The 25,133-nt window shown below is 61.3% G+C and carries 20 protein-coding genes; all 20 read left to right on the top strand.

The features are described 5' to 3' along the window. Positions 1 to 48 precede the first annotated feature (48 nt). The 20 genes from GXM19_RS03085 to GXM19_RS02990 all read left to right on the top strand — a co-directional run bounded on the left by GXM19_RS03085 (position 49) and on the right by GXM19_RS02990 (position 25,122). A complete protein-coding gene (locus tag GXM19_RS03085) occupies positions 49 to 762 on the top strand; it encodes a helix-hairpin-helix domain-containing protein (RefSeq protein WP_040359835.1) in 714 nt (237 codons plus the stop codon). Continuing rightward, entirely contained in the window at positions 759 to 3,062 is a 2,304-nt protein-coding gene (locus tag GXM19_RS03080; RefSeq protein ID WP_115596194.1) for a DNA internalization-related competence protein ComEC/Rec2, read from the top strand. The genes GXM19_RS03085 and GXM19_RS03080 overlap by 4 nt, the downstream gene beginning before the upstream one ends. A 78-nt stretch (positions 3,063 to 3,140) precedes the next feature. Next, on the top strand, positions 3,141 to 4,103 hold the full coding sequence (holA, locus tag GXM19_RS03075; protein WP_040359839.1) for a DNA polymerase III subunit delta: 963 nt from the start codon (positions 3,141 to 3,143) through the stop codon (positions 4,101 to 4,103). Positions 4,104 to 4,236: 133 nt separating this feature from the next. Beyond that, on the top strand, positions 4,237 to 4,503 hold the full coding sequence (rpsT, locus tag GXM19_RS03070) for a 30S ribosomal protein S20 (protein ID WP_022094714.1): 267 nt from the start codon (positions 4,237 to 4,239) through the stop codon (positions 4,501 to 4,503). 96 nt (positions 4,504 to 4,599) lie between these two features. Further along, the gene (gene lepA / locus GXM19_RS03065; RefSeq protein ID WP_040359843.1) at positions 4,600 to 6,411 is read left to right on the top strand and encodes a translation elongation factor 4; all 1,812 of its coding nucleotides are present in this window, start codon (positions 4,600 to 4,602) and stop codon (positions 6,409 to 6,411) included. A 4-nt stretch (positions 6,412 to 6,415) separates the two neighbouring features. Further along, the gene (dusB, locus tag GXM19_RS03060) at positions 6,416 to 7,459 is read left to right on the top strand and encodes a tRNA dihydrouridine synthase DusB (RefSeq protein ID WP_006235952.1); all 1,044 of its coding nucleotides are present in this window, start codon (positions 6,416 to 6,418) and stop codon (positions 7,457 to 7,459) included. Positions 7,460 to 7,461: 2 nt separating this feature from the next. Then, positions 7,462 to 8,694: a radical SAM family heme chaperone HemW gene (hemW, locus tag GXM19_RS03055; protein WP_040359844.1), complete on the top strand. Its 1,233-nt coding sequence runs from the start codon at positions 7,462 to 7,464 to the stop codon at positions 8,692 to 8,694. Positions 8,695 to 8,752: 58 nt separating this feature from the next. Next, a complete protein-coding gene (locus GXM19_RS03050) occupies positions 8,753 to 9,856 on the top strand; it encodes a DnaJ domain-containing protein (RefSeq protein ID WP_006235956.1) in 1,104 nt (367 codons plus the stop codon). A gap of 81 nt (positions 9,857 to 9,937) precedes the next feature. Further along, entirely contained in the window at positions 9,938 to 11,086 is a 1,149-nt protein-coding gene (dnaJ, locus tag GXM19_RS03045; RefSeq protein WP_040359846.1) for a molecular chaperone DnaJ, read from the top strand. Positions 11,087 to 11,095: 9 nt separating this feature from the next. Next, the gene (locus GXM19_RS03040) at positions 11,096 to 12,388 is read left to right on the top strand and encodes a MiaB/RimO family radical SAM methylthiotransferase (RefSeq protein WP_040359849.1); all 1,293 of its coding nucleotides are present in this window, start codon (positions 11,096 to 11,098) and stop codon (positions 12,386 to 12,388) included. Next, a complete protein-coding gene (locus tag GXM19_RS03035) occupies positions 12,369 to 13,355 on the top strand; it encodes a PhoH family protein (protein WP_040359852.1) in 987 nt (328 codons plus the stop codon). The genes GXM19_RS03040 and GXM19_RS03035 overlap by 20 nt, the downstream gene beginning before the upstream one ends. Beyond that, positions 13,352 to 13,861, top strand: coding sequence for an rRNA maturation RNase YbeY (ybeY, locus tag GXM19_RS03030; RefSeq protein ID WP_040359855.1), 510 nt, complete (start codon positions 13,352 to 13,354; stop codon positions 13,859 to 13,861). The genes GXM19_RS03035 and ybeY overlap by 4 nt, the downstream gene beginning before the upstream one ends. A 9-nt stretch (positions 13,862 to 13,870) precedes the next feature. After that, positions 13,871 to 14,248, top strand: coding sequence for a diacylglycerol kinase family protein (locus tag GXM19_RS03025; RefSeq protein WP_006235960.1), 378 nt, complete (start codon positions 13,871 to 13,873; stop codon positions 14,246 to 14,248). 12 nt (positions 14,249 to 14,260) lie between these two features. Further along, positions 14,261 to 15,331 carry a GTPase Era gene (gene era / locus GXM19_RS03020; protein ID WP_006235961.1) on the top strand — a complete coding sequence of 357 codons (1,071 nt, stop codon included), beginning with the start codon at positions 14,261 to 14,263 and terminating at the stop codon, positions 15,329 to 15,331. A gap of 12 nt (positions 15,332 to 15,343) precedes the next feature. Further along, positions 15,344 to 16,093, top strand: a complete 750-nt coding sequence (gene recO / locus GXM19_RS03015; RefSeq protein WP_006235962.1) for a DNA repair protein RecO — start codon at positions 15,344 to 15,346, stop codon at positions 16,091 to 16,093. A 138-nt stretch (positions 16,094 to 16,231) separates the two neighbouring features. After that, positions 16,232 to 16,510 (top strand): 30S ribosomal protein S15, encoded by a 279-nt coding sequence (rpsO, locus tag GXM19_RS03010; RefSeq protein ID WP_006235963.1) that lies wholly within the window; start codon positions 16,232 to 16,234, stop codon positions 16,508 to 16,510. A gap of 150 nt (positions 16,511 to 16,660) precedes the next feature. Beyond that, entirely contained in the window at positions 16,661 to 18,907 is a 2,247-nt protein-coding gene (locus GXM19_RS03005) for a polyribonucleotide nucleotidyltransferase (protein ID WP_006235964.1), read from the top strand. Positions 18,908 to 19,158: 251 nt separating this feature from the next. Further along, the gene (locus GXM19_RS03000; protein ID WP_006235967.1) at positions 19,159 to 20,829 is read left to right on the top strand and encodes a ribonuclease J; all 1,671 of its coding nucleotides are present in this window, start codon (positions 19,159 to 19,161) and stop codon (positions 20,827 to 20,829) included. A 1-nt stretch (position 20,830) separates the two neighbouring features. Beyond that, positions 20,831 to 23,611 (top strand): FtsK/SpoIIIE family DNA translocase, encoded by a 2,781-nt coding sequence (locus GXM19_RS02995; protein WP_239057647.1) that lies wholly within the window; start codon positions 20,831 to 20,833, stop codon positions 23,609 to 23,611. Continuing rightward, positions 23,611 to 25,122: a helix-turn-helix domain-containing protein gene (locus tag GXM19_RS02990; protein ID WP_006235970.1), complete on the top strand. Its 1,512-nt coding sequence runs from the start codon at positions 23,611 to 23,613 to the stop codon at positions 25,120 to 25,122. Before GXM19_RS02995 ends, GXM19_RS02990 begins: the two co-directional genes overlap by 1 nt. Positions 25,123 to 25,133: the final 11 nt, after the last annotated feature.

Here is a 25,133-nt window from a genome sequence, read left to right as displayed (position 1 = left end):
TGTTGCAGGGCTTTTTTTCCTGACACGATGGTGTTGGGAGGTTTTGCTATGGCGCAGCGCGAACAACACGAACGGGTCAAAAAGATGGACCGCTGGGCGGACAAGCTGCTCGGTCACAAGGCAGTGGTGATGGCGATACTGGTCGTCATTGCGATGGCGAGCGGCTTGGCGATGGCGAACCTTGGCGGCGGTACTGGCGGCGTGTCGTTTGAGCGCACTGATGGTTCGGGCTCGTTAGTGGAGCCGGGATCCGGCGATGCCTCGAGCGGAAAGACATCCGAAGGCTCTTCGTCTAAGGCGTCTGCCGCGGCAGAGGTTTATGTCGATGTTGATGGTGCCGTTGTGTCGCCCGGTGTATATCGCGTCAAGGACGGCGCGCGGGTGGCTCAGGCGATAGATGCCGCCGGCGGGCTGGCGCCCGAGGCAGACGTTACGGGGCTCAATCGGGCATCCAAGGTCGTCGATGGGCAGAAGATTCACGTTCCAACGGTGGGGGAGCAGCAGGCGTCCATTGCGGAAGCCGGTGTTGATGGTGGGGCTTCCGCATCATTGGGCGTGAGTGGCGCAACGGGCCTAGTCAACATCAATACGGCAAGCGCGGCAGAGCTGCAGACGCTCTCGGGCATCGGTCCCTCCATGGCACAGTCGATTATCGATGAGCGTACAAAGAACGGTGCTTTTGCCTCGGTTGACGATCTGATGCGTGTGTCGGGAATCGGCGAGAAGAAGCTTGCCAAAATCAAAGATTGCATCTGCGTATGAGTGCGACCGAGCGCGAACATGTGATGCCTCCGCGGCCCCTGATGCCGTGGACGATGGCCCTGTGTGCCGGCATGTGTATGAGCTGCGCCTTGGTGCTCAACGTGGCCGCTGATGCGCTGCTGAGGGAGCAGGCGCCGGCGGTCGGGCTGCTATGGGCCATTCCCGTTGCGGCGGCGGTATTCGTTGTGCTGGCTCAATCTTGTGCGCGGCTTGCCCCTTGGAAGCGGTGGCTGTATGCCGCGTCCGTCGGTCTCGTGGCGGGAGCGGTCGTCTCGGCGTGGTGGGCTGCGGGCGCGCTCAACGCCTCGAAGGCGCTCGACGGTCGAGCGGCAAGCAGCCTCGAGTTTGTCGTGCAGGGTGATCCATCCATAAACGACGACGTGTATTCCTATACCTGCGAGGTACGCGCGGACGGTAAGAACTTGGCAACGGTTCGCCTATCGTGCGACCGCGAGCTCAAGGTCGGGGCGCACGTGCGTGTTATCGGTCGCGTTTCACGTTTTGAGAACGATGCGTATGGACGATCGCGCGTGCTCCGAGGCGAGGTGCGCAAGGTTAAAGCCGTTCGGATTGTGTCGGTCGATGAGGGCTCTCCGGGGCCGCTGCTTCGGCTGCGAAATTGGCTGCTTGCGTCCATCGCGCCTGCGACCGACCCGGCACGTGCGCTCATAGCTGGTGTCGTCTGTGGTCGTTCGGCCGAGCTGCGCGCCCAGCCGGCGGGCGACTGGTTTTCGGTGACGGGAACGGCGCATCTTATCGCCGTCTCGGGCAGCCATCTGGCTATCGTGGGGTTTGTGATCGAGGGCGTATTGCAAAAGACTCGGTGCTCACGTGGTTTTCAGCGGGTGATATTGGCGATAACGCTTGTGGGCTACGCTGCCTTTACGGGCGCGTCTCCCTCGGCCGTGCGCGCGTGCTGCATGGTGTTCGCGACGCTTGTCGTAAACGGAGCGGGTCGTCGTCGGCACGGCGCATCGGCACTCTTCGTAACCATGTCCATCTTTGTGCTACTGAGGCCGACGGTGCTGTTCGAGATGGGCTTTCAGCTTTCATGTGCCAGCGTCTTTGCCATCCTGTGCTTTTGCCCCTATGCTACCTACGCTTTGGGTGAGCTGAGCGTGCCGTCGGGCATTGCCAGCATGCTCTCCGTCACACTGTGCTCGCAGTTGGCGACGCTCCCCATCACCATTCCTGCCTTTGGTACGTTCTCGCTCATTGCTCCGTTGGCAAATGCGGTCATCGGTCCGGTGGTGAGCGTACTGCTTGCTGTGTCGATCGTGCTGGTTCCCTTTTCGCTCGTGGCGCCGTTGCGGACTTGGGCGCTCGTTGTGCCCATGATTGCCGCCCGTTGCGCGCTGTTCTTCGAGCGGCTGTTTGCCGCCGTGCCGGGTGCATCCGTGAGCGTGCCGCCCGATAGCATGTGGATTTACCTAGTGCCGTGTTTGCTGGCGGTTCTGCTTGTCCGGTGGCCGCGTCCCCGTGCACGTCCTATGGCGGTGGGGCTTGCATGCCTGGTGCTCTTGGCTGCGATTCCGTACGTCTACTGGGATCGATTCGCTCCGCCTTCGGTGACGGTGCTCGATGTGGGCCAGGCCGATGCGATTCTTATCCGCCAGGGCGGCGCAGTAGCACTCGTCGACTGCGGGCTCGACGAGCGCGTGGTGGCGGCGTTGGTCCGCAATAACGTGCACCATATCGATGCCGTCTTTGTGACGCATTGGGATGAGGACCACTGGGGTGGTCTGCCTGCCGTGCTCGAACAGTTTTCGGTCGGAACGATTGCCGTGGCGGCTGATGCGCTGGAGGATGCTCCTGCCGAGGTGTTGAACCGACCTGGCGTGGAGTATCGGCAGGTGCGCCGTGGGGATACAGTCGACATCGGCTCATTTTGCGCCCGCGTGATGTGGCCATTCGAGTCCGTGGATGGCGAGGGAAATGAGGACTCGCTTGTCCTGCTGCTCTCTTATATTCAGGAAGGCAAGGGCCTGCGTATGCTCCTCACCGGCGATGCCGAGCTCGACCAAGAACGGGAATTCGTGCAGGAGGTGGGGGATATCGATGTCCTTAAACTTGGGCATCACGGCTCTAAGGTTTCAGTCGATGGTGAGTTGCTGGACGTCCTGAAGCCCGAGCTTTCCCTCGCGAGCGCGGGCGAGGGGAATCGATACGGCCATCCGTCCGACGCCTGCATCGATGCCGTTAAGGAAGCGGGCGGCGTGTTCGCGTGCACTATCGAACACGGCGACATTACCGTCACGCCGACTGCGAATGGCTTTGCGATGCGATGCCAGCGACCGTGACGACGTCGTTGGCGTGTGGTGGGCCCCTGGGCTAGAATGGCACGGAGCGAATACGAAGGCCTGCGGGAGGGGAGCGCAATGTCCGAAACCGGTCTGCTGCCGGCATATCTGATCGTTGGTACCGACGGAGTCAAGCGCGATCACGCCGTCTCGCGTATGAAAGCGCGTCTGGAAAAGTCGGGTATGGTCGAGTTCAACCTCGACGAGCGCGACATGACCAAGGACCCCGATATCGAGTCGATTATCGGATCGCTTAACACCTTTCCGATGGGCAGCGAGTTTCGCCTGGTAATCCTTGATGGCTGCTCAAAGCTCGCCAAGGCGGTCTCGGAGCCGCTCGTCGAGTATCTGGCGAGTCCCAGCCCCACAACGGTTTGCCTCATAATCGCCGATTCGCTTGCCAAGAACACGCGCCTGTACAAGGCAATCGCCAAGATTGACAAGAAGGCCGTGATCGATTGCTCCGGCACCAAGCGCTGGGAGCTTCCGCGCCGCGTGCAGCAGATGGCGACGCAGCATGGCAAGTCGATCTCGACGGCGGCCGCCGAGGAACTTGTCTCGCGTTCGGGTGAAAACACTCGCATGCTCGATAACGACTTGGCTAAGCTTGCCCAAATGGTTGAGGCGCCTCAGATTGAGCTTGCCGATGTGGAACGCTGGATCGTGCGCACGGCCGAAGTCCAGCCCTGGGACTTTCTCAATGCGGTCTCGGCACGTGACATGCGCCGCTCACTCGAGCTTTTCAATCTACTGCCCTCCAAGAGCTACGTGTGGACCTACACATTGCTGTGCGGCCGCATTCGCGAGCTTATCGTTGCCAAGGCGCTCGATGCGCGCGGACAGGGTCGTGAGCTGGCCGCAACGCTCAAGCTCCAGTCCTGGCAGGTCAAGAATCACCTGACCTGGGCACGTCGCTTTTCGATGGCAGAGCTCGTCGCAGCGCTCGAGGGTGCGGTCGATGTGGAGCTCGCGCTCAAGGGTTCGGCCGATTCTCGGACCGCGCTTTTGCTCTGGATTACGAACATCTTGAGAAAATCGTGATGATACCTGCCTATTTGACAAATTCGTTCTATCCCTTTGAGGGGGAGCGTGCTATAGTAAGCGCTTGCATGACCTCACCGTGTCTCAGAGGTGTCATACATTTTTTGCAAGGAACTCGAAAGGAACTCCAGAAGTGGCAAACATCAAGTCTCAGAAGAAGCGTATCCGCACCAATGAGGCAGCTCGCATGCGTAACAAGGCTGTCAAGTCCGAGCTCAAGACGCTGACCAAGCACGTCCAGTCCGCCGTCGCCGAGGGCGACGCCGAGAAGGCCCAGGCTGCACTCAAGACCGTCACCAAGCGTCTCGACATGGCTGCCGCCAAGCATGTTATCCACAAGAACCAGGCTTCCAACCGCAAGTCCGGTCTTGCCAAGCTCGTGAACAGCATCAACGCCTAAGTTGTAAATTTCACATCACACAGATTACGCGCATAAATGGAGCCTGTTTTATGGAACAGGCTCCATTTTTTGTATCGCTCGGGTAAGATAGTCCGCATGAATACTTCAATTGACATTTCCCACATCCGCAACTTCTCGATTGTTGCGCACATCGACCATGGCAAGTCCACGATCAGTGACCGCATTCTCGAGCTCACCCATACCGTTGACGAGCGCGATATGGAGTCGCAGCTGCTCGACACTATGGATATCGAGCGCGAGCGCGGCATCACGATCAAGTCCAATGCCGTTCGCGTGTCCTATGACGCCGACGATGGCGAGACGTATCAGTTCAATCTGATCGATACGCCGGGCCACGTGGACTTTACCTACGAGGTCTCGCGCTCGCTGGCAGCCTGTGAGGGCGCGGTGCTCGTTGTCGACGCCACGCAGGGCGTCGAGGCGCAGACCGTCTCCAACGCGACGCTCGCCATGAACGCCAATCTGGACATTGTGCCGGCCATCAACAAGATTGACCTGCCCTCGGCCCATCCCGATGAGGTTAAGACCGAGATCGAGGATGACCTGGCGATTCCTGCCGATGATGCCGTGTGTGTCTCGGGCAAGACCGGCGAGGGCATCCACGATCTGCTAGAGTCTATTGTCTTTTTGATCTCTCCGCCCAAGGGCGATGCGAACGCGCCGCTCAAGGCACTCATTCTGGATTCGTACTTCGACGAGTATCGTGGCGTCGTCGCCACGGTGCGCGTCTTTGACGGATCCATCAAAAAAGGCGATACCCTGCGCATGATGCAGGCAAAGGGCGACTTTTTGGTCGATGGCGTGGGCGTCAAGCGTCCCGCCGAGACCCCGGTCGACGCGCTCACGGTCGGCGAGGTCGGATACGTGGTCACGGGCCTGAAGGACCCCGAGGCCGTTCGCGTGGGCGATACCCTCACGTGGGCGTCGAATCCCTGCCCCGAGCCGCTTCCCGGCTACCGCGAGGCCAAGCCCATGGTCTATACGGGCCTGTTCCCGATCGATAACAAGGACTACGAGAACCTGCGTGACGCGCTCGATAAGCTGCACGTCAACGACCCGTCGTTGGTGTGGGAGCCCGAGACCTCGGTGGCGCTCGGCTTTGGCTTCCGCGTGGGCTTCTTGGGCCTGCTGCATATGGAGGTCGTCAAGGAGCGCCTGGAGCGCGAGTTCAATCTTGACCTCATTGCCACGAGCCCCTCGGTGGACTATCACGTGTACAAGACCGATGGCGAGATGATCGATGTCCGCAGCCCGCAGGATCTGCCCGAGGCTACGCGCATCGAGCGCATTGAGGAGCCCTACCTCAAGGCAAAGATCATCTGCCCGCCTGAGTACACGGGTGCCGTCATGCAGCTCGCCATCGAGCACCGCGGCGTTACGACCGACATGATCCACCTGACGAGCAAATCGGTCGAGATGCGCTTCGATATGCCGCTCGCCGAGCTCATCTTGGACTTCTTTGACCAGCTCAAGAGCCGTACCAAGGGCTATGCCTCGCTCGACTACGAGTTCAACGAGTACCGTCCCTCCGAGCTCGTTAAGCTCGATATCTTGCTTTCGGGCGACGAGGTGGACGCGCTTTCGTTTATCGTTCACAAGGACAAGGCCTATGGCCTGGCCCGCGGTCTATGCGACAAGCTCAAGGAAATCATTCCGCGCCAGCTGTTCGAGGTGCCTATTCAGGGTGCCATCGGCAACAAGATTATCGCCCGCTCCACCGTCAAGGCGCGCCGCAAGGACGTTTTGGCCAAGTGCTATGGCGGCGATATCTCGCGTAAGCGCAAACTGCTCGAGAAGCAGAAAGAGGGCAAGAAGCGCATGAAGGCCATCGGTTCGGTCGAGGTCCCGCAGGAGGCCTTTATGGCGATCCTCAAGGTGGACGAGTAGGTCCATGGCGCTTTGTGAATACAGTACGCGGTTGCTGGGTGCCTATGCCGAGCAGCCGTTCCTTATGGCTCCCATGGCCGGCGTGACCGACCCTGCCTACCGCATCATGTGCCGCCGCCGCGGTGCCAACCTTGCCTATAGCGAGATGGTGAGCGTGGCGGGCCTTGCCTATGCCAGCAACAAGACCTGGCGCCTGGTGCTACCGGCCGACGAGGAGCAGCAGATTTGCGTGCAGCTCTTTGGCTCCAAGCCCGAGCAGTTTGCGAGTGCCGTCGCTGCTGTCGAGGAACGCGTGGGCGATCGCCTGTCATTGATTGATATCAACATGGCTTGTCCGGCGCGCAAGGTCGTTACCAAGGGCGAGGGCTCGGCGCTTATGCGCACGCCCGATCTGGCCGAGAAGATCGTCGAGGCGGCGGTGGGCGCGGCACATGTGCCCGTGACTGTAAAGATCCGCAAGGGCTTTTATGCCGAGGACCGTAATGCCGCGACGTTTGCCCAGATGCTCGAAGGCGCCGGTGCCGCCGCAGTCGCCGTGCACGGTCGTTGTGCCACGCAGCTCTATACGGGCCAGGCCGATTGGTCTGTCGTCGATGAGGTTGCCGACGCTGTCGAGATTCCCGTGATTGGTTCGGGTGATGTGTTCTCGGCCGAGGACGCTGCTGAGCATCTGCAAGGCTCGGGTGCCAGCGCGGTGTTTATCGCGCGCGGCATCTACGGCAATCCGTGGGTGTTCGGTGATGCTCGCGCCCTTGCGCTCGATGGCACGCCGGTTCCTTCTCGCTCCTCGGTCGAGCGCCTGGAGGCTCTGCGTGAGCACCTGACGTTGACGCACGAGCTTCTGCCGCTTATGTCGCGCGCCCGTACGTACGCGAGCTGGTATCTAAAGGGCATGCCCCATGCCGCCGCCTGGCGCGCTCAGGTGGTGCGCTGCTCCACGTACGAGGAGTTTATGGCACTGGTCGATGATATCGAGCGCGATGTGGTGGCCTGCGAGGCTGCCCTTGCCGCCGGCGAATCGGTGCCCCCTCATCCGCTGGAGGCTTAAGGGTGGCCGTTACCGCGCTGTACGTGCACGTGCCGTTTTGCGCCCAAAAGTGCCGGTACTGCGACTTTGACTCGCGCAGTTTTTCTCCGTGCGACCTGAGTGCTGCGCTCGATGTCTATTTTGAGCAGTTGTTCGCGCGCCTCGATGCTTTTGGCAAGGCCGGGGCCCTTGACCATATCCGCACCGTCTATGTTGGCGGCGGTACGCCGTCGCTGGCGGGGGAGCGCCTGGTGGAGCTGGCGCGGCGTATTCGTGCGTGGTGCGCCCCCGTTGAGTTTACCTGCGAGGCCAATCCCGAGTCGCTGACCGCCGAGCTTGCCACTGCGCTTGCCAAGGCTGGTGTCACACGCGTCTCTCTGGGCGTGCAAACGCTCGATAACACCGAACTTACCGCCATCGGCCGTATTCACGATGCCGATCGGGCGTTTGCCGCCATCGCGACGGTCAAGAACTCTGGGCTTGACGTGTCGTGCGACCTTATGTGCGGACTTCCCGGGCAGACCGCAGCGAGTTGGAAGCGCACGCTCGATGGCGTGCTGGCGGCGGCTCCGCATCATGTGTCGGTCTACCCGCTCACGCTTGAGGAGGGGACTCCCCTTTATCGCATGGCGTGCCGCGACGAGTCGGTCGAGCCCGACGAGGATTTTCAAGCTTCGTGCATGGATGTGGCGCGTGAGCGTCTGGGTGCGGCCGGCTATCACCCGTATGAGGTGGCAAGCTATGCGCTCGACGGACATGAGTGCGCCCATAACATTGCCTACTGGACCGGCCAGGGCTATTTGGGCCTGGGTCGTTCCGCCGCGGGCATGCTCGACGCCGAGGATTTCGACCGTCTTGCAGGTTTGTTCCCCGGCGTGTCTTCTCGAGGCGATTCGTACCGCGTGCGTCTGGTGCAACGTGACGATGACGCGACGGCGTTTGAGGCCGAATATCTGTCGCAGCGTGAGGCTGCGGCTGAAGACCTGATGCTGTCTTGTCGCATGACGGGCGGTGTCGCGTCCGACCTGTTGGTTCGCGCGGCTCGTGTCATTCCTGCTGATGAACTGACTGCGGCTTGTGACCGTGCTCTTGAGCTTGGGCTTGCCGCTTGGGTGCCCGAGCACGGCGATACCCATGCGGGGCCTATCGCCTCTGACGATGTCATCGCCGGCCTCACCTGTGCCCGCCTGGCGCCGACCCACCTGGGTTGGCTCGATGGAAATGTTCTGTTCGAGCTGTTTTGGGGTCTATCTTAGGCCGCTCGGGTAGAATTACCGCAATATATACGCTGCTGTGAGCAGGAGGTTGCCGCGCATGGCGACGATGAACGAAAAAGATTACTACGAGATCTTGGGTGTCTCCAAGGACGCCACCTCGCGTGATATTCAAAAGGCTTTCCAGCAAAAGGCCCGCAAGCTCCATCCGGACGTCAATAAAGAGCCGGATGCCGAGGAGAAGTTTAAAGAGGTTTCCGAGGCCTACGCCGTGCTTTCGGACGAGCAGAAGCGTGCACGTTACGACGCCATGCGTTCGGGCAATCCCTTTGCCGGTGCACCGACGGCATCTCCCTATGGCGGTGGCTATGCCGGCAGCGCCGGTTACGGCAATCCCTTTGACGGCGGTTTCCCCTTCGGGGGCGCCTGGGGCCAGCCTCGTCGCGGCCAGGCGGCCTACAACCCCGAGAGTGGCGCCAACGTGGTCGTCGATATCAAGCTCGACGCCAAGGAGGCTAAGAGCGGTGCCCACAAGACCGTTCGCTATACCCGCTTTGACACCTGTGGACATTGTGGTGGATCGGGCTCCGTTTCGTCAGAGCATGCCCACACCTGTCCGAGTTGCGGTGGTCGCGGCCATATCGATGTCGACCTGTCCTTCCTGTTTGGTGCGGGCACGTTCCAGACGGTTTGTCCCGAGTGCGGCGGTTCCGGCAAGGTCGTTGCCGACCCGTGCCCCGATTGCGGTGGCAGCGGCCGTATCCGTGTGACCTCCGAGCAGACGATTGAGTTTCCCGCCGGCACGCATGATGGCGACGAGGTGCGCATCCCCAACATGGGTCACGCCGGCACAAACGGCGCTTCAGGCGGTGACCTGGTCGGTCGTGCGCACGTTGAGGCCGAGCGCCTGGAGGGTAAGGCTCGCACCGGCTTCTACCTCATGGGTATCATCGCACCGTTTTTGGTGCTGTCGGCCATCTCGGGCGTGTTCTCGGCCTTTGCCATGATGTGCTTTATCCCGTTTGCCATGGGACTATTCATGGTACTTTCGGATGGTGTGCTTCATCGCAGCCTGCTGTGGTGGAAGCGCGGCGCGATGCAGTTTGCCAATGGTTTTGCCAACGGCTTTATGTTTGCGCTCGTGTCGGTCTGGTTTGCGAGCTGCTCGCAGCAGGCCATGCTTTCGCCCTACGGGATGCAATAACATCAAACCCTCTGTTTGCGGCCGGCCCAGCTTGGGTATAGGACGCACTGTGACAATAATGAAAGTTGGAAGGATTCGGTCGTGTCGGAAAATAGGGATTACTACGAGGTACTTGGCGTTGACAAGGATGCCGACGCGCGGACGATTAAGCGCGCGTTTCTAAAGAAAGCCCGTACGGTACACCCGGATGTTTCGGACGACCCCGAGGCCGAGGCCAAGTTCAAAGAGCTTAACGAGGCCTATTCCGTTCTTTCCGACGAGCAGAAGCGTGCTAACTACGACCGTTACGGCACCGCGGATGGCCCCGGTGGCTCTGGCTATGTCGACATCAACGATATCTTTGGTGGCATGGGCATGGACGACCTGTTCTCGTCGTTCTTTGGCGGTGGCGCCGGTGGTGGCGCTCGCAGCCGTCGCGAGCGCCGTCGCGGTCGCGATATGGCCATCTCCCTTTCGGTGACGCTTGAGGAGGCGGCGCTCGGCTGCAAAAAGACGATCAGCTACGACCGTCTTGCCCCTTGCGAGGACTGCAATGGTACCGGTAAGGCCGAGGGCGCGACCGAAAAGCAGTGCAGCCGCTGTCACGGCACAGGCTATGTGACGACGGTCCAGCGTTCTTTCCTGGGCCAGGTTCAGTCCTCTTCGCCCTGTCCCGACTGCCACGGCGAAGGCACGGTCATCGATCATCCCTGCGAGACCTGTGATGGCCAGGGCCGCACGCCTTCTCACGAAAAGATCGACATCGATATTCCCGCCGGTGTTTCGACCGGTCGCCAGCTGCGCGTGAGTGGTTTTGGCGAGGCCGGCCTTCGTGGCGAGCCGTCGGGCGACCTGATCGTCAACGTGCGTGTCGCCGACCACGAGCGTTTTAAGCGTAATGGCGATGACCTGTATCTGGTGAGCGATGTCTCGATTGCGCAGGCCGCGCTCGGTTGCGAGATTGAGGTCGAGGGCATTATGCCTGACGAGGTCGTCAAGGTGTGCGTCCCCGCCGGCACGCAGTACGGTGACACCGTGAGCGTCAACAATTACGGCATGCCGCGTATCGGCGGTGGCGGTTCGCGCGGTCGTCTGATCGTGCAGCTGCGCGTGGTCGTCCCCACCAATCTCTCCTACAAGCAGCGCGAGCTGCTTCGCGCCTTTGCCGACGAGATGGGCGATGACGTCGCATCCGGTAAGAAGTCGGTGACCGACCGTATCAAGAGTGCCCTCGACGACATCCTCGATTAAGGAGCCCGTGTGCTCGCACCCCATATTTCCGTCGTCAACCTCGGTTGTCGTGTCAACCGGGTTGAGTCCGACCGTATCACTGCCGATCTTATGCGCCTGGGCTTTGCGATGGTGGAGCCCCAGGACGCCGATTTGATCGTTATCAATACCTGTGCCGTGACGGGGGAGGCCGAGGCTAAGACCCGCAAGGCCGTCCGTCACGCCCTGGCCTATCCGGGCGAGCCTTACGTGGTCGTAACCGGCTGTGTCGTCAGCCTGCATCCCGAGGAGCTGCTGGAGCTCTCCGATCGCGTGATTGCCGAACCGTCCAAGATAGACGTCGCCGAGCGCGTCTGCGAGGTGCTGGGTGTCGAATCCGATAGCGTGCCCGCCTGCAGCGATGGCGACGTGGTCGATGCGCTCGGTCGTTCGCGGCTGGGCGTGAAGATCCAGGATGGCTGCAACCACCGCTGCACCTATTGCATCGTGTGGAAGGCCCGCGGCCCCGAGCGCTCCGTGCCCGTCGAGTCCGTGCTCGAACAGGTGCGTGAAGCCCAGGAGGCCGGTGTGCCCGAGGTCGTGCTGACCGGCGTGAACCTGGGCGCCTATGACGGCAAGAGTGCGACCGACGAACATGTCGAGATCGATGAGCTGCTCCAGGCCATCATGGAGCGCACCGAGATTGCTCACGTGCGCATCTCCTCGGTGGAACCCATGGATATTTCCGAGCGCTTGCTCAAGGTTATGGCTCGCTACCCGAAGCGTATCGCCCCGTTTTTGCACCTGCCCGTGCAGTCTGGCTGCACGGCGACGCTGCATCGCATGGGTCGTCCCTATAGTGCCGAGGCCTTTGAGGATACGGTGCGCATGATTCGCGCTAACCTGCCACAGGCTGCACTTTCGTGCGATGTCATCGTCGGTTTTCCTGGCGAGACGGACGAGGAGTTCGAGGAGTCGCTGGCGCTGTGCCGTCGCGTGGGCTTTTCGCGCATGCACGTGTTCCGCTATAGCAAGCGCCCCGGCACCCTCGCCGCCGACATGCCCGACCAGGTACCCCCTGAGGTCATGGCCGAACGCAGCCGTCGCATGCGTGCCGCCGCACAGGAGCTTTCGATCGCCGATGCCCGCCGCCGCGTGGGCACGGTCGAGCGTGCGGTGCTCGAGTATGGCGACAATTTGACGCTCGGCTCGTTCCATCATGCCCGTCTCGATGATACCTGTGGACTCACAGCCCCGTGCCTGCTCGATGTTGCTATCATCGGAGTCGATGATTCCGGCTTGGTCCATGCACGCAGGGAGGTTCATGGAAGCCTCGAAGATTAGACTTACCGTTCCCGAGGGTATCGACCCCTCGCGCGTTTTGGGCGCCGGCGACTGCGTCCTTCGTGCACTCGAGAACCTGGTGCGCGCCCATGTGGTTGCCCGCGGTGACAGTGTTGCCGTGAGCGGCGATCCGGATGAGGTCGAGCTGGTCGCGCGTTTTTTCGAACATGCCTTTCGTGAGGCTGCTGCCGGGCGTACGCTTTCTGCCGATGATGTCTCGCGCTGTCTGGCCGTTCTGCGCGACGGCGAGCATGATGCCTCGTCGCTGCGCGACGACGTGCTGCTGTCGTATCGCGGTCGCGTCATCCGCCCCAAGACGCTCGGTCAAAAGCGCTATGTGGATGCCATCCGCTCTTCTACCATCACGTTTGGCCTCGGTCCCGCCGGTACCGGTAAAACCTATCTGGCCATGGCGCTCGCCGTCGCCGCGCTCAAGCGTCATGAGGTAGGCCGCCTGATCCTGACGCGCCCGGTTGTCGAGGCGGGGGAGAACCTGGGCTTTTTGCCCGGCACTCTCGAGGAAAAGATCGACCCGTATATGCGACCGCTCTACGATGCCCTCTTTGACATGATGGATCGCGAACGCACCGATGAGCTTATGGAGCGTGGCGTAATCGAGATCGCCCCGCTCGCCTACATGCGCGGTCGAACGCTGAGCGATGCCTTTGTGGTGCTCGATGAGGCACAGAACACGACGCCCGAGCAGATGAAGATGTTCCTGACACGTCTGGGTCTTAATTCCAAGTTCGTGATTACCGGCGACCTGAGCCAGCGTGACCTGGTGGGTCGTCGCGGCGGTCTTGCCGACGTTGAGAAGATTTTGGGCCGTGTCGACGATGTGACGTTTTCTCACCTGGAGCGCGCCGACGTGGTGCGCCATGCCTTGGTGGGGCGCATCGTCGAGGCCTATGATGCATACGACGATGCGCGCGAGCAGCGCGCACACGATCGAAAGGAGTCCCGTTGAGTGTATTGATCAGCAACGATGCCGAGCTCGATACGCTGCTCGATGCCCAGGAGGTGGAGCACATCTGCGGATTTGTGCTTGCCGCCGAGGGCGTTGAGCGTGAGATCGAGATTTCCCTTTCGTATGTCGATGAGGACGAGATGCACGAGCTCAACCACGAGTGGCGCGGTATCGACCGCACCACCGATGTCCTCTCGTTTGAATGCGACTCGGCCTTTGACGAGGACATTCCCGCCGACGAGACGCTCGAGCTCGGTGATATTATCCTGGCCCCGCAGGTTATTGCCCGCCAGGCCCCCGGCTTTGGCAACAGTCCCGCCGACGAGTGTCGGCTGATGCTCGTGCATGGCATGCTGCACCTGCTGGGGTATGACCATATCGAGGACGACGAGGCCGAGGTCATGGAGGCGCGCGAGGATGCCATCCTGCGCGACCTGGCGCTTGAGCGCGGCGAGGACCCCAAACTCGTCCACGTCGGCCCCATAACCAATCATGCCCACGACTAGGAGCCGTCTATGATTCCCGGATCGAACAAGGACCATCCGTCTTTTTTAAAGTCGTTCTCATACGCCATGGAGGGCTTCGTTACCGCCGTCAAGACCGAGCGCAATATCAAGGTCATGCTCGTGGCGGGCGTGTGCACCGTCATTGCCGGCTGCATCGTGGAGCTCGATATTGCCGAGTGGGCTACGGTCATCATCTGCTGCGGCCTGGTGATTCACGGCGAGCTGTGTAATACCGCCATGGAGGCGATTGTCGACCTGGCGACCCAGGAGCTGCATCCGCTGGCCAAGCGCGCGAAGGATATTGCTGCTGCCTCTGTATACGTTCTTTCCATTACCGCCGCGATTGTGGGCCTGCTTGTCTTTGCTCACGCGCTCGACTTTATTTAGAAAGGGATTCCCATGTCCGACAATATGCAGCCTACTGATGAAGTTTTGGATGACGAGGTCCTGGACGAGGCTGAAGGTGCCGATTCGTTTGACGAGGTCGAGGAGTTCGACCCGTTTGAGGGTATGAGCGACGAGGAGCTCGATGCCCTGTGCGACGAGGATGAGAGCCTCGCGGGCTTTGGCGACGTGGAACCCGGTTTCCGCAGCGGCTTTGTGGCCCTGGTCGGTCGCCCCAACGCCGGCAAGTCCACGCTGCTCAACGCCTGTTACGGCAAGAAAGTCGCCATCACCTCTCCGGTGGCCCAGACGACCCGCCGCCGCATGCGCGCCGTCGTCAACCGCCCCGGCTACCAGCTGGTCTTCGTTGACACGCCGGGTATCCACAAGCCCAAGGACGGCCTGGGCTCCGAGCTTAACAAGAGTGCCCTTTTTGAGCTCAATGACGTAGACGTCGTCGCGTTTCTGATTGACGCCACCAAACCCATCGGCAGGGGAGACGCCTGGGTTGCCGAGCGCGTCAAAAACGCCCGCTCCAAAAAGGTCCTGGTGCTCACGAAGGCCGACGAGGCCGACCCCGCACAGGTCATGGAGCAGCTCAAGGCCGCTCACGAGCTTATGGAATACGACGATGAGATCGTGACGTCGTCGGTCAAGAACTTCAACGTCGATGCGTTTATCGAGACCGTCGCTCACTTTTTGCCCGAGGGCCCGCGCTGGTTCCCCGAGGACATGGGCACCGACGCGTCCGACGAGACCCTTGTGGCCGAGTTTGTGCGCGAGAAGGTCCTGCGTCGCACTCGCGACGAGATCCCTCACTCCGTGGGCGTCATCTGTGACGCGCTCGAGCAGACTAAGAAGGTCCTGCGCGTGCACGCCACGATTTACGTCGAGCGCGAGGGGCAGAAGGGCATCATCATCGGCAAGGGCGGCGAGATGATCAAGCATATCGGCATCGATGCCCGTCGTGACCTTGAGCGTATCTTTGGCACTCAGGTCTTTTTGGAGCTCGACGTGAAGGTCAAGGCCGGCTGGCGCGATGACGAGGCACAGATTCGCCGCTTTGGCTATAACGCCGAAGATTAAGCCTCGGCGTTCATGGCAGGCTCTCGCACATATCGCACAAAGGTGCTCGTCCTCGACAAGACGAAGCTCAAGGAAACCGATCTGATCTTGACGATGCTCGACGAACGGGGGCGGCAGGTGCGTGCCGTGGCAAAGGGCGCCCGCAAGCCCGGTGGGCGCCTTGCTGCCCGCTGCGAGCTTTTCTGTACCGTCGATATGCTGCTCGCGCATGGTCGCTCGCTCGACGTGGTTTCCCAGGCCGAGCTTATGGAGGCGCCGCTCGGTGCTGCTCCTGACTACGAGACGACCTGTGCCGCTAGCGCGATTGCCGAGGTTGCGCGTGTGTGCTCGTTCGAGGATGCCGAGGATCCATTTACCTTTGCCATCACGCAGCGGGCACTCACGCTTGTCGGCAGCGGGCTCGACTCGGCACATATGGACCTGCTCGTGGCGGCCTTTGTCTTTAAACTGCTGTCGCACGTTGGTTACCGACCCGATTTCTCGGCATGCGTGCTGTGCGGAGACCCCATGCTGTCGTATTTTTCGCCCCAGGCGGGCGGCCTCATGTGCGGCTCATGCGCGTCGAGCGTACCGGGTGCCGAGTTGGTCTCAACCGGCGAGGTCGCATGGCTGCGCGCCCTGATGTCCATGACGTTCGATACCCTTATGGACGAGCGGATCGATCCGCATACGGCTGCGTTTTTGCTGGGGCTTTCGCATGTTTGGGCCGCCACGCACACCGATCAGCGGCTCCGAGCGATGGAATTCATGTTGGGTCGGTGATGATGCGCAGGCGCGCGCCGCTTGTGGTAACATACCGACCTGTTGGTACCTCGACCTTGGATGCTCGCTCCACCGGCGGCTTCCCAGTCCGAGGCGAATAGAGTCGCCCGCGGGCGACGCGAAACGAAAGGTGAAACAATGACTGTTTCCAAAGAGCGCAAGGCGGAGCTGACCGCCCAGTTCGGTAACTCCCCGGTCGATACCGGTAACCCCAAGGTTCAGGTCGCCATCCTGTCCGAGCGCATCAAGGAGCTGACCGAGCACATGAAGTCCCACCAGAAGGACTTCCACACCCGTCGTGGCCTGCTCATGCTCGTTGGCCGTCGTCGTCGTCTTCTCTCCTACATCAAGAAGAACGACATCGTCGAGTACCGTGAGCTCATCAAGGCTCTGGGCATCCGCGACAACATCCAGTAAGGATTTGTACATGCTAAGAGCGTCCTGCGCAGCGGGGCGCTCTTTTTGTGTAAGGGCGTGAACAATCACGCTCTGAAGCGTGGCGGGGGCAGGGGGCCCGCGTCACATGAGAAGCCCGCAGGCAAGGGGCCTGTGGGGTAAAGGAGAACAATGACACTCGTATCCAAGACCTTTGAGCTGTACGGCAAGACCTACACCTTTGAGTCCGGCGAGCTTGCCAAGCAGGCCACCGGCGCTTGTCTGGTCAAGCAGGGCGACACCACGATGCTCGACACCGTGGTCGTCTCCAAGGAGCGCAAGAATTACGACTTCTTCCCGCTGACCGTCGACTTCAACGAGAAGATGTACGCTGCCGGCCGTATCCCGGGTGGCTACCTCAAGCGTGAGGGCCGTCCCAGCGAGAAGGCCACGCTCACGGCCCGTATGATCGACCGCCCGATCCGCCCGAGCTTCCCGGAGGGCTTCCGCAACGAGGTGCACATCGTCGCCACCTCGCTCGTCGCAGATCAGGTCAACCCCTTCGACGTCATCAACGTCATGGGTGCCTCTCTGGCTATGACGCTCGGCGGCGTGCCCTTCGAGGGTCCGCTTGCCTGCGTGCGCATCGGCCGCAACGTGGAGACCGGCGAGTTTATCGTCAACCCCACCTATGAGGAGCGCGAGAACTCCGACCTGGACCTGGAGCTGGGCGGCTCTGCCGACTTCATCTCGATGGTCGAGGCCGGCGCCGAGGAGATCTCCGAGGACGACATGCTCGCCGCTATGAAGTTTGGTCAGGAGGCCCTCGCTGCCTTCTGCCAGGCCCAAGTCGAGTTCGTCGCCGAGTGGGAGCAGGTCAACGGCGCTATCGTCAAGAAGGAGTATCCGCTCGACCAGCCCGTCGAGGAGGTCCAGGAGCGCATCTTCGCCCACTACGACGAGATGGCCGCTGCCCTGCGTGACGCCGACAAGCTTTCCCGCATCGGTAAGGTCGAGGCTCTGAAGGAGTCCATCCGCGCCGAGTTCACCGACGAGGAGCAGGCCGCTTGGGAGCGCGAGATCCCCGTGGCACTCAAGAAGCTCGAGAAGAAGGCCATGCGCACCATGGTCGTCGAGACCGGCGAGCGCGTCGACGGTCGTGCCGCCGACGAGATTCGTCCCATCATGGTGAAGGACAACTACCTGCCGCTCGTTCACGGCTCTGGCCTGTTCCAGCGTGGTCAGACCCAGGTGCTCTCCGTCCTGTCGCTCGGTATGCTCAACGAGGGCCAGCGTCTGGATACCATCGAGCCCACCGAGGGCAAGCGCTATATGCACCACTACAACTTCCCGCCGTTCTGCACCGGCGAGACTGGTCGCATGGGCAGCCCCAAGCGCCGCGAGATCGGCCACGGCAACCTGGCCGAGCGCGCTCTGCTCCCGGTGCTTCCCGACGAGAACGAGTTCCCCTACGCCATCCGCGTGGTCTCCGAGGTCATGGAGTCCAACGGCTCCTCTTCGATGGCTTCGACCTGCGGCTCCACGCTCGCCCTTATGGACGGTGGCGTGCCCATTAAGCGCCCGGTCTCCGGTATCGCCATGGGCCTGATCCAGGAGGAGGGCAAGACCGTGGTCCTGTCCGACATCCAGGGTCTCGAGGACTTCCTGGGCGACATGGACTTTAAGGTCACCGGCACCACCGAGGGGATCACCGCTCTGCAGATGGACAACAAGGCCACCGGCCTCACCTTCGACATCTTGGCCCGCGCCCTGCAGCAGGCCAAGGAGGGTCGTGCCTTCATCCTGCAGAAGATGCTCGATGTGATCCCCGAGCCGCGCCACACCACGCGCAGCACCGCCCCGCGCATCGTCTCCATCCAGGTTCCGACCGATAAGATCCGCGACGTCATCGGTTCCGGCGGCAAGGTCATCCGCGGCATCCAGGACGAGACCGGCGCTTCGGTCGACATCCAGGAGGACGGCACCGTCTTTGTCGGCGGCACCGGCGAGTCCGTCGATCAGGCAGTCGAGCGCATCAAGCTCATCATCAAGGTTCCCGAGCCGGGCGAGGAGTACACCGGTCGCGTGGTCTCCATCCAGCCGTTCGGCGCCTTCGTCAACCTGCTGCCTGGTAAGGACGGCCTGCTGCACATCTCCCGCGTCGCCAAGGGTCGCGTGGAGAAGGTCGAGGACGTCCTCAACGTGGGCGACGAGGTCAAGGTCGTCGTCATCGAGGTCGACGATCGCGGCAAGATTTCGCTCGATCGTCTCGACAAGCCCGAGGCCCCGGCTCGCGCTGAGGGTGCTTCCGAGGGCGACGGCGAGCACTTCCAGCGTCGTGAGCGTCCGCGTCGCGAGCGCTCCGAGCGCAACGACCGTCCGCGCCGTCCCGGCGACAACGGAGGCCGCAAGCCCCGCCGTCACCACGACGCCGAGTAACAGCTACACATAAGCAGCTCAACAAGGGCGACTCCGGACAGGGGCCGCCCTTTTGCTATTCCCGGCGGGATAGACGGGTTCAGATGGGGCTTTGATGCATGGGTGGTCTGTTGTTGTGCAAATGGGTATCATACTGTGGTTATTGCATCGACTCCGCGATGCATGTTTGTACGTTCCCGGCGGTCGGTTTGCCAGAAGCGCCCCGTCGGTTGTTTCAGACCCGTTTCGAAGAAAGGAAACAACACTCACCTATGGCAGCTAAAAAATCATCTCCCTTGAAGATCATTCCGCTCGGCGGTCTTGACGGCATCGGCAAGAACATGACGGTCTTCGAGTGCGGCGACGACATGGTGCTCGTCGACGCCGGTCTCATGTTCCCGGATGACTCCCAGCCCGGTATCGATCTGGTGCTTCCCGACTACACCTACGTTCTTGAGAACGAGGAGAAGCTCCGCGGTATCGTCGTCACCCACGGCCACGAGGACCACACCGGTTCGCTTCCGTATCTGCTGCAGGACCTCAACAACAAGGTGCCCATCTTCTCGAGCAAGCTGACGCTTGGCTTTATCGAGGGCAAGCTTTCTGAGTTCCGCATCCGCGCACCCAAGTTCCGCGAGGTCAAGGGCGGCAGCCATGTCAACCTCGGCGGCATCTCGCTCGACTTCTTCTCGATGACGCACTCCATCCCCGGCGCTCTGGGCGTGTTCATCCGCACCAATCAGGGCACCGTTATGCACACCGGCGACTTTAAGCTCGACCAGACGCCCATCGACGGCGTCACGCCCGACTATGCCGCTATCAGCCGCTTTGCCAAGCAGGGCATCGACCTGCTGCTGTCCGACTCCACCAACGCCACTGTTCCCGGCTTTACCAAGTCCGAGGCCGAGGTCGGTCCCAACTTGCTGCACGCCATCAAGAACGCCCCGGGTCGCGTGTTCGTCGCGTCGTTCTCGAGCCACATTCATCGTTTGCAGCAGATCTGCGATGCTGCCCGCAAGTGCGGCCGTAAGGTCGTTGTGACCGGTCGCTCCATGCTCACGAACACCCGCGTGGCGCGCGAGCTGGGCTACCTCAACATCGACGATGCCGATATCATCGATGCCTTCGATATCGATAACCTGCCCGACGACAAGATCGTTGTCATGTGCACCGGTTCGCAGGGCGAGCCGCTGTCGGCCTTGTCCCGCATGGCCAACGGCGAGCACAAGACGCTCTCCATCCATGAGGGCGATACCGTCATCCTCTCGGCAACTCCCGTTCCTGGCAACGAGAAGGCCGTCCAGCAGGTCGTCAACAGCCTGGCCAAGCTCGGCTGCGACGTGTGGGATAAGAACCGCGCTCTCGTTCACGTCTCCGGTCACGGTAGCCAGGAGGAACTCAAGCTCCTGATGGCCATGGCCAAGCCCACGTACTTTATGCCGGTTCACGGTGAGGCCGTGCATCTGCGCGCCCATGCCCAGCTGGCCCGCAAGATGGGCATCAAGGATGATCACATCTTTATCCTCGATAACGGCGATACGCTCGAGATGCGCGGCGGTATCGTCAAGCGCGGTACGCCCGTCGAGTCCGGCGTCGTCTACGTCGACGGCCTGCGTATCGGCGATACCGACCCCATCGTCTTGCGCGATCGTCAGAAGCTCGCTAATGACGGTATGGTTACCGCTGTTGCCATCGTCTCGCTCAAGCACAAGAAGATCGAGGCCATCGAGTTCTCGGGCCGCGGCGTCTCGTTTGCCATCGACGACCAGTTCTCCGAGGATGCATCCGCGTCCATTATGAAGACGATCGAGAAGGGCAAGTTCAGCTTTACGAGCAGCGGTTCCGATGCCATTCGCAAGGCCGTGCGCGACTCGCTCTCCAACTTTATCTGGAGCCGTACGCGCACTCGTCCGATGATCATCCCGGTCGTCATGGAGGTTTAGTTTGGCGCGCGGATCTGCACAAAACGCCAAAGGCAATAAAGCCAACAACCAACCGGCATCTGCTAAGGGTGCCGGTTCCCATCTGCGTGCCAATAAGGGCCACGAGGCCGACTTCGACGATTTTGAGCCCCTGGTTGAGCCCTCGGCCAACCGCGATATTGCCGGCGTGGTCATCGCCGTTTTGGCGATTGCGTCCTTCATTGCCGTGATTTCGCCGGCGACTGCGCCCGTTACGGCTGCGGTTGCCGGCTTCTACCACCTGGGCTTTGGTCTGGGCGCCTACGTGCTGCCGATCGTCATTTTGCTGTTTGCTGCCACGCTCTTTTTAGGCGAGGACTCGCCGCTCAACGTGCGCTCGGTCGCGGGCGGAGCCGTGGTCTTTATCGCCGTTGTCTCCATTCTTTCGCTGATGGTGCCGGGTACGAGCGACTCGTGTGACCTTATGTTCACGCCGCAAAATCTGTCCGCCTCGGGTGGCTACATCGGTGCGTTTATTGCGAGTGCGCTGCAGAATGCCCTGGGTAAGCCTATCGCTATGGTGGTCCTGTTGGGTCTGGCCGTCGTCGGTTTTGTCATCATTGGCTTTTCGGTGGGTGGCGTGCTGCGCTCTGCTCGCGACCGTGCGGCCGATTTTGCCGAGCGCCGTCGTTCCGACGTCAACGCAAGCCCGTGGGGTGACGATGAGGCCCTGTCGGTTCCCGGCGTTGCCCGTCCGCACCTGAGCATTCTTCGTCAAAAGGGCTCCGATGCTGCCGTGACCACGGTCATGGGCAACGATGTGGACCCGGTTTTGGACGATGACGATGAGGACGAGGATCCGTTTGTCGACGTGTCCGATGCCGTGGAGGCCGAGCGCGCTAAGACGACGCTGCTGCCACGCCGTCATGTTAAGAAGGGCAAGGCCACGCCCAAGTTGAATACAAGCGAGCCCGACCCGTCTTGGTCCGATAGCGAGATTGAGCTTACCGAGGGCGATGACGAGGACGACGAGGCTCCGATTGAGACCGCAAAGACAACTTTGCTGCCGCGTCGCCATGCAAAGCGCGACCAGGTAACCGGTCAACTTTCGATGGAAGACGACCCCGATAAGATCGACGAGTCCGAGCCGCCGTTTGCCGTGAATCCTGTCTCGGCAGCACCTCAGATTCCTGACTTCTTGAAGCATCCCAAGGTTGCTGCTGCGCCTGCCTCGAGTGCCGTCGAATCGGCTGCGGCTAGCGATGGGGGAGCGGACGGCCGCGCCGCAGATAACGAGGGCGAAGAAGAGGATGGCCTCAAGCTTCCGCCGCTCGAAATCCTGCATGCCAACCCGCAGTCGGCTTCCTCCGCGTCTTCTGACAAGGAGCTGGAACAGACTGCCGAGTCGTTGCAGTCCACCTTGCTTGAGTTTGGCCGTAGTGCCCGCGTGGTCGGCTGGATCGCCGGCCCTACGGTGACGACCTTTAAGCTGCAACCTGGCGAGGGCGAGCGCGTGAGCAAGATCTCAAGCCTTGAGGACGACATCGCACTTTCGCTTGCTGCCCAGTCGGTGCGCATCTTTGCCCCGATCCCCGGCACCTCGCTCGTGGGTATCGAGATTCCCAATCGCAAGCGCCAAAACGTCAATCTGGGCGACGTGCTGCCCTATGTGAAGGGCGGCCCGCTCGAGCTGGCCATCGGTCGCGATGCCGAGGGCACTCCGGTTGTCGCCGACCTCGCTAAGATGCCCCACTTGCTGATTGCCGGTACCACCGGTTCCGGTAAGTCGGTCATGATCAACTCCATCATCACGACCTTGCTCATGCGCGCTCTTCCCGAGGACGTTCGCCTGATCATGGTCGACCCCAAGCGCGTCGAGCTTGCAGGCTATAACGGCCTGCCGCATCTCTACGTGCCCGTGGTGACCGAGCCCAAGCAGGCTGCCAGTGCACTTCAGTGGGCCGTGTCCGAGATGGAGCGTCGCCTGAAGGTCTTCGAGCGTCTTAACGTGCGTAAGATCTCGACGTATAACGAAAAGCAGGCCGCCGGCGAGTTTGAGCATTACGATAACCCACCGCAAAAGATGCCCTATCTGGTCATTATCATCGACGAGCTCTCGGACCTGATGATGGTCGCCGGTAAGGATGTCGAGGCCTCGATCGTGCGTATTGCGCAGCTGGGCCGTGCCGCCGGCATTCATCTTATCGTGGCCACGCAGCGCCCCAGTTCCAACGTAGTGACGGGCCTTATCAAGGCCAACATCACCAACCGCATCGCCTTTAACGTCGCCACAGGCATCGACTCGCGCGTCATCATCGACCAGATGGGTGCCGAAAAGCTTACCGGTTTGGGCGACATGCTGTTCTCCAAGGTCGACTGGGGCAAGCCTCGCCGTATCCAGGGCTGCTTTGTCTCGGACGACGAAATCAACGAGATTGTCGAGTTCGTCAAGTCGCAGAGCGAGCCCGACTACCACGAGGAGATCCTGTCTGCCGTGGCGCCTGCTTCCATGTCCATGGCGGGTGGCGGCGGCATTGTCCGCACCGGAGTCGCCGAGCCGCAAGACGATGATCCGCTCATCTGGGAAGCCGCCCATATTGTGGTGGATTCGCAGCTTGGCTCCACATCTGGCCTTCAACGTCGTCTGAAGGTTGGCTATGCGCGTGCCGGGCGTATTATGGACATGCTGGAAGAAAAGGGTGTCGTCGGCCCGCCCGACGGTTCCAAGCCGCGCGAGGTCCTGTTGGACGAGGAGGGGCTTGCCGCGCTGGAATCTGTCGACGCCGAGATGGCACGTGAAGATCGTGAGTTTGGAGGATTCTGATGGCTGCACGCTTTGGTGACATGCTGCTCGAGCAGCGTCGCCGAATGGGCCTTTCCATTCAGCAGGTCGCCAACACCATCAAAATCAGGCCGCAGATCATCGAGTTTTTCGAGACCGGTAACTTTGCTTCGATGCCGCCGCGCGGCTATGCGCAGGGCATGATTTCGAGCTATGCTCGCTTTTTGGGCCTCAATCCGCGCGAGGTCGTCAATGCCTACTTTGACGACCTGATGGCATACGAACGCGAGACGTCGCAGCAGGGCGGTCGTTTTCAGGACGCCGCCGGCTACGTCAATTCGCGTTCCTCGGTCGATAACGGGCGCTTCCTGATGGTTCAGGGCGGTCGTTCGACCCGCTATGGACAGCGTCCTCAGCAGGCCGGTTACATTACCGAGACGGGTTCGGGCGAGGAGATTCGCTCACAGCGTGACCGGTTCCGCAGTACGCCGATGCCCGAGGACCGTGCACTTCCCGCTGCCCGCGGCGTGGCGCGTGACCCTCGTGCCGGCTACGGCGACGGCGGCTATTCCGATCGCGGTTACCGTGGTGTCTCCACCGGACGCTCTCGCGGTGGCTATGCGGACGCCGATACCACGCAGGTGACGCCGCGTCTTCGCTCTCAGTCGCAGCCGTATGGCCAGCGCTCTTCGGCTTCGCGTTCGGGCCAGCGTGGCTTTCAAGGCCGCGGTGAACTTGCGCCCCGCTCGGGTCAGCGCAACCTTCAGGGCCAGGGTGGCTATCGCGTCCGTTCCGATAGCAATCGTGGTCGTATGCCTCAGGGAGGCGGCCGCAGCAGTTCCAGTCGTGGACGCGGCGGATCACGTACTCCTCAAAACAACGGGCTCGATCCGCGTATCGTCTACGCCGGCATCGGCGCCGTTGCGCTGCTGTTGATTGTGCTCATCGTGGTGCTTCTGCGCGGCTGCGTATCTTCGGCGCCCGAGAACACGCCCGAGACGCCCACTGCTACCAAGACGACGAACAAGAAGTCTTCTAAGAAGACCGAAACGGTCGACGAGGACGAAGACACCGATGAGCCGACGGATGAGTCGACTGATTCGGACGCTACCAAGACGACGGCCAAGAAGGAAGAGAACGAGGTCACGAAGGTCAAAGTTTCCGTTGCCAAGGGAAAGACCGCGTGGATTGAGGTCAAGGTTGACGGCAAGTCGGTCTATGGCGCCCAGGCGACTGGCCCCTTTGAGCAGGAGTACACGCCCGAGTCTTCGATCGAGATCACCACGTCCAAGCCTTCCGATGTCACCGTTACCAAGAACGGTGAAAAGGTTCGTTACGATACTAAGACCTCGGGCGTGGCGCGTGTGACGATCACCGTTCCCAAGAAGGAGACGTCTGATTCCGAGAATGGTGAAAGTTCTGATGGTACCGACACCACCGATGGTACCGATACCACCGACGGTACCGATGCCCAGTCCACGGATGGCGCCGATACCGCAACTGACGGTCAGACACCCACCGATTCTACCGACAATTCGTACGATAGCTACTAGGCCGCTCGTAC

This window comes from Collinsella aerofaciens ATCC 25986 (genome assembly GCF_010509075.1).
In the GTDB taxonomy this organism is placed as follows: domain Bacteria; phylum Actinomycetota; class Coriobacteriia; order Coriobacteriales; family Coriobacteriaceae; genus Collinsella; species Collinsella aerofaciens.
Note: the sequence above shows the minus strand (reverse complement) of the source record. Positions and strands in the feature narration are given on the sequence as shown.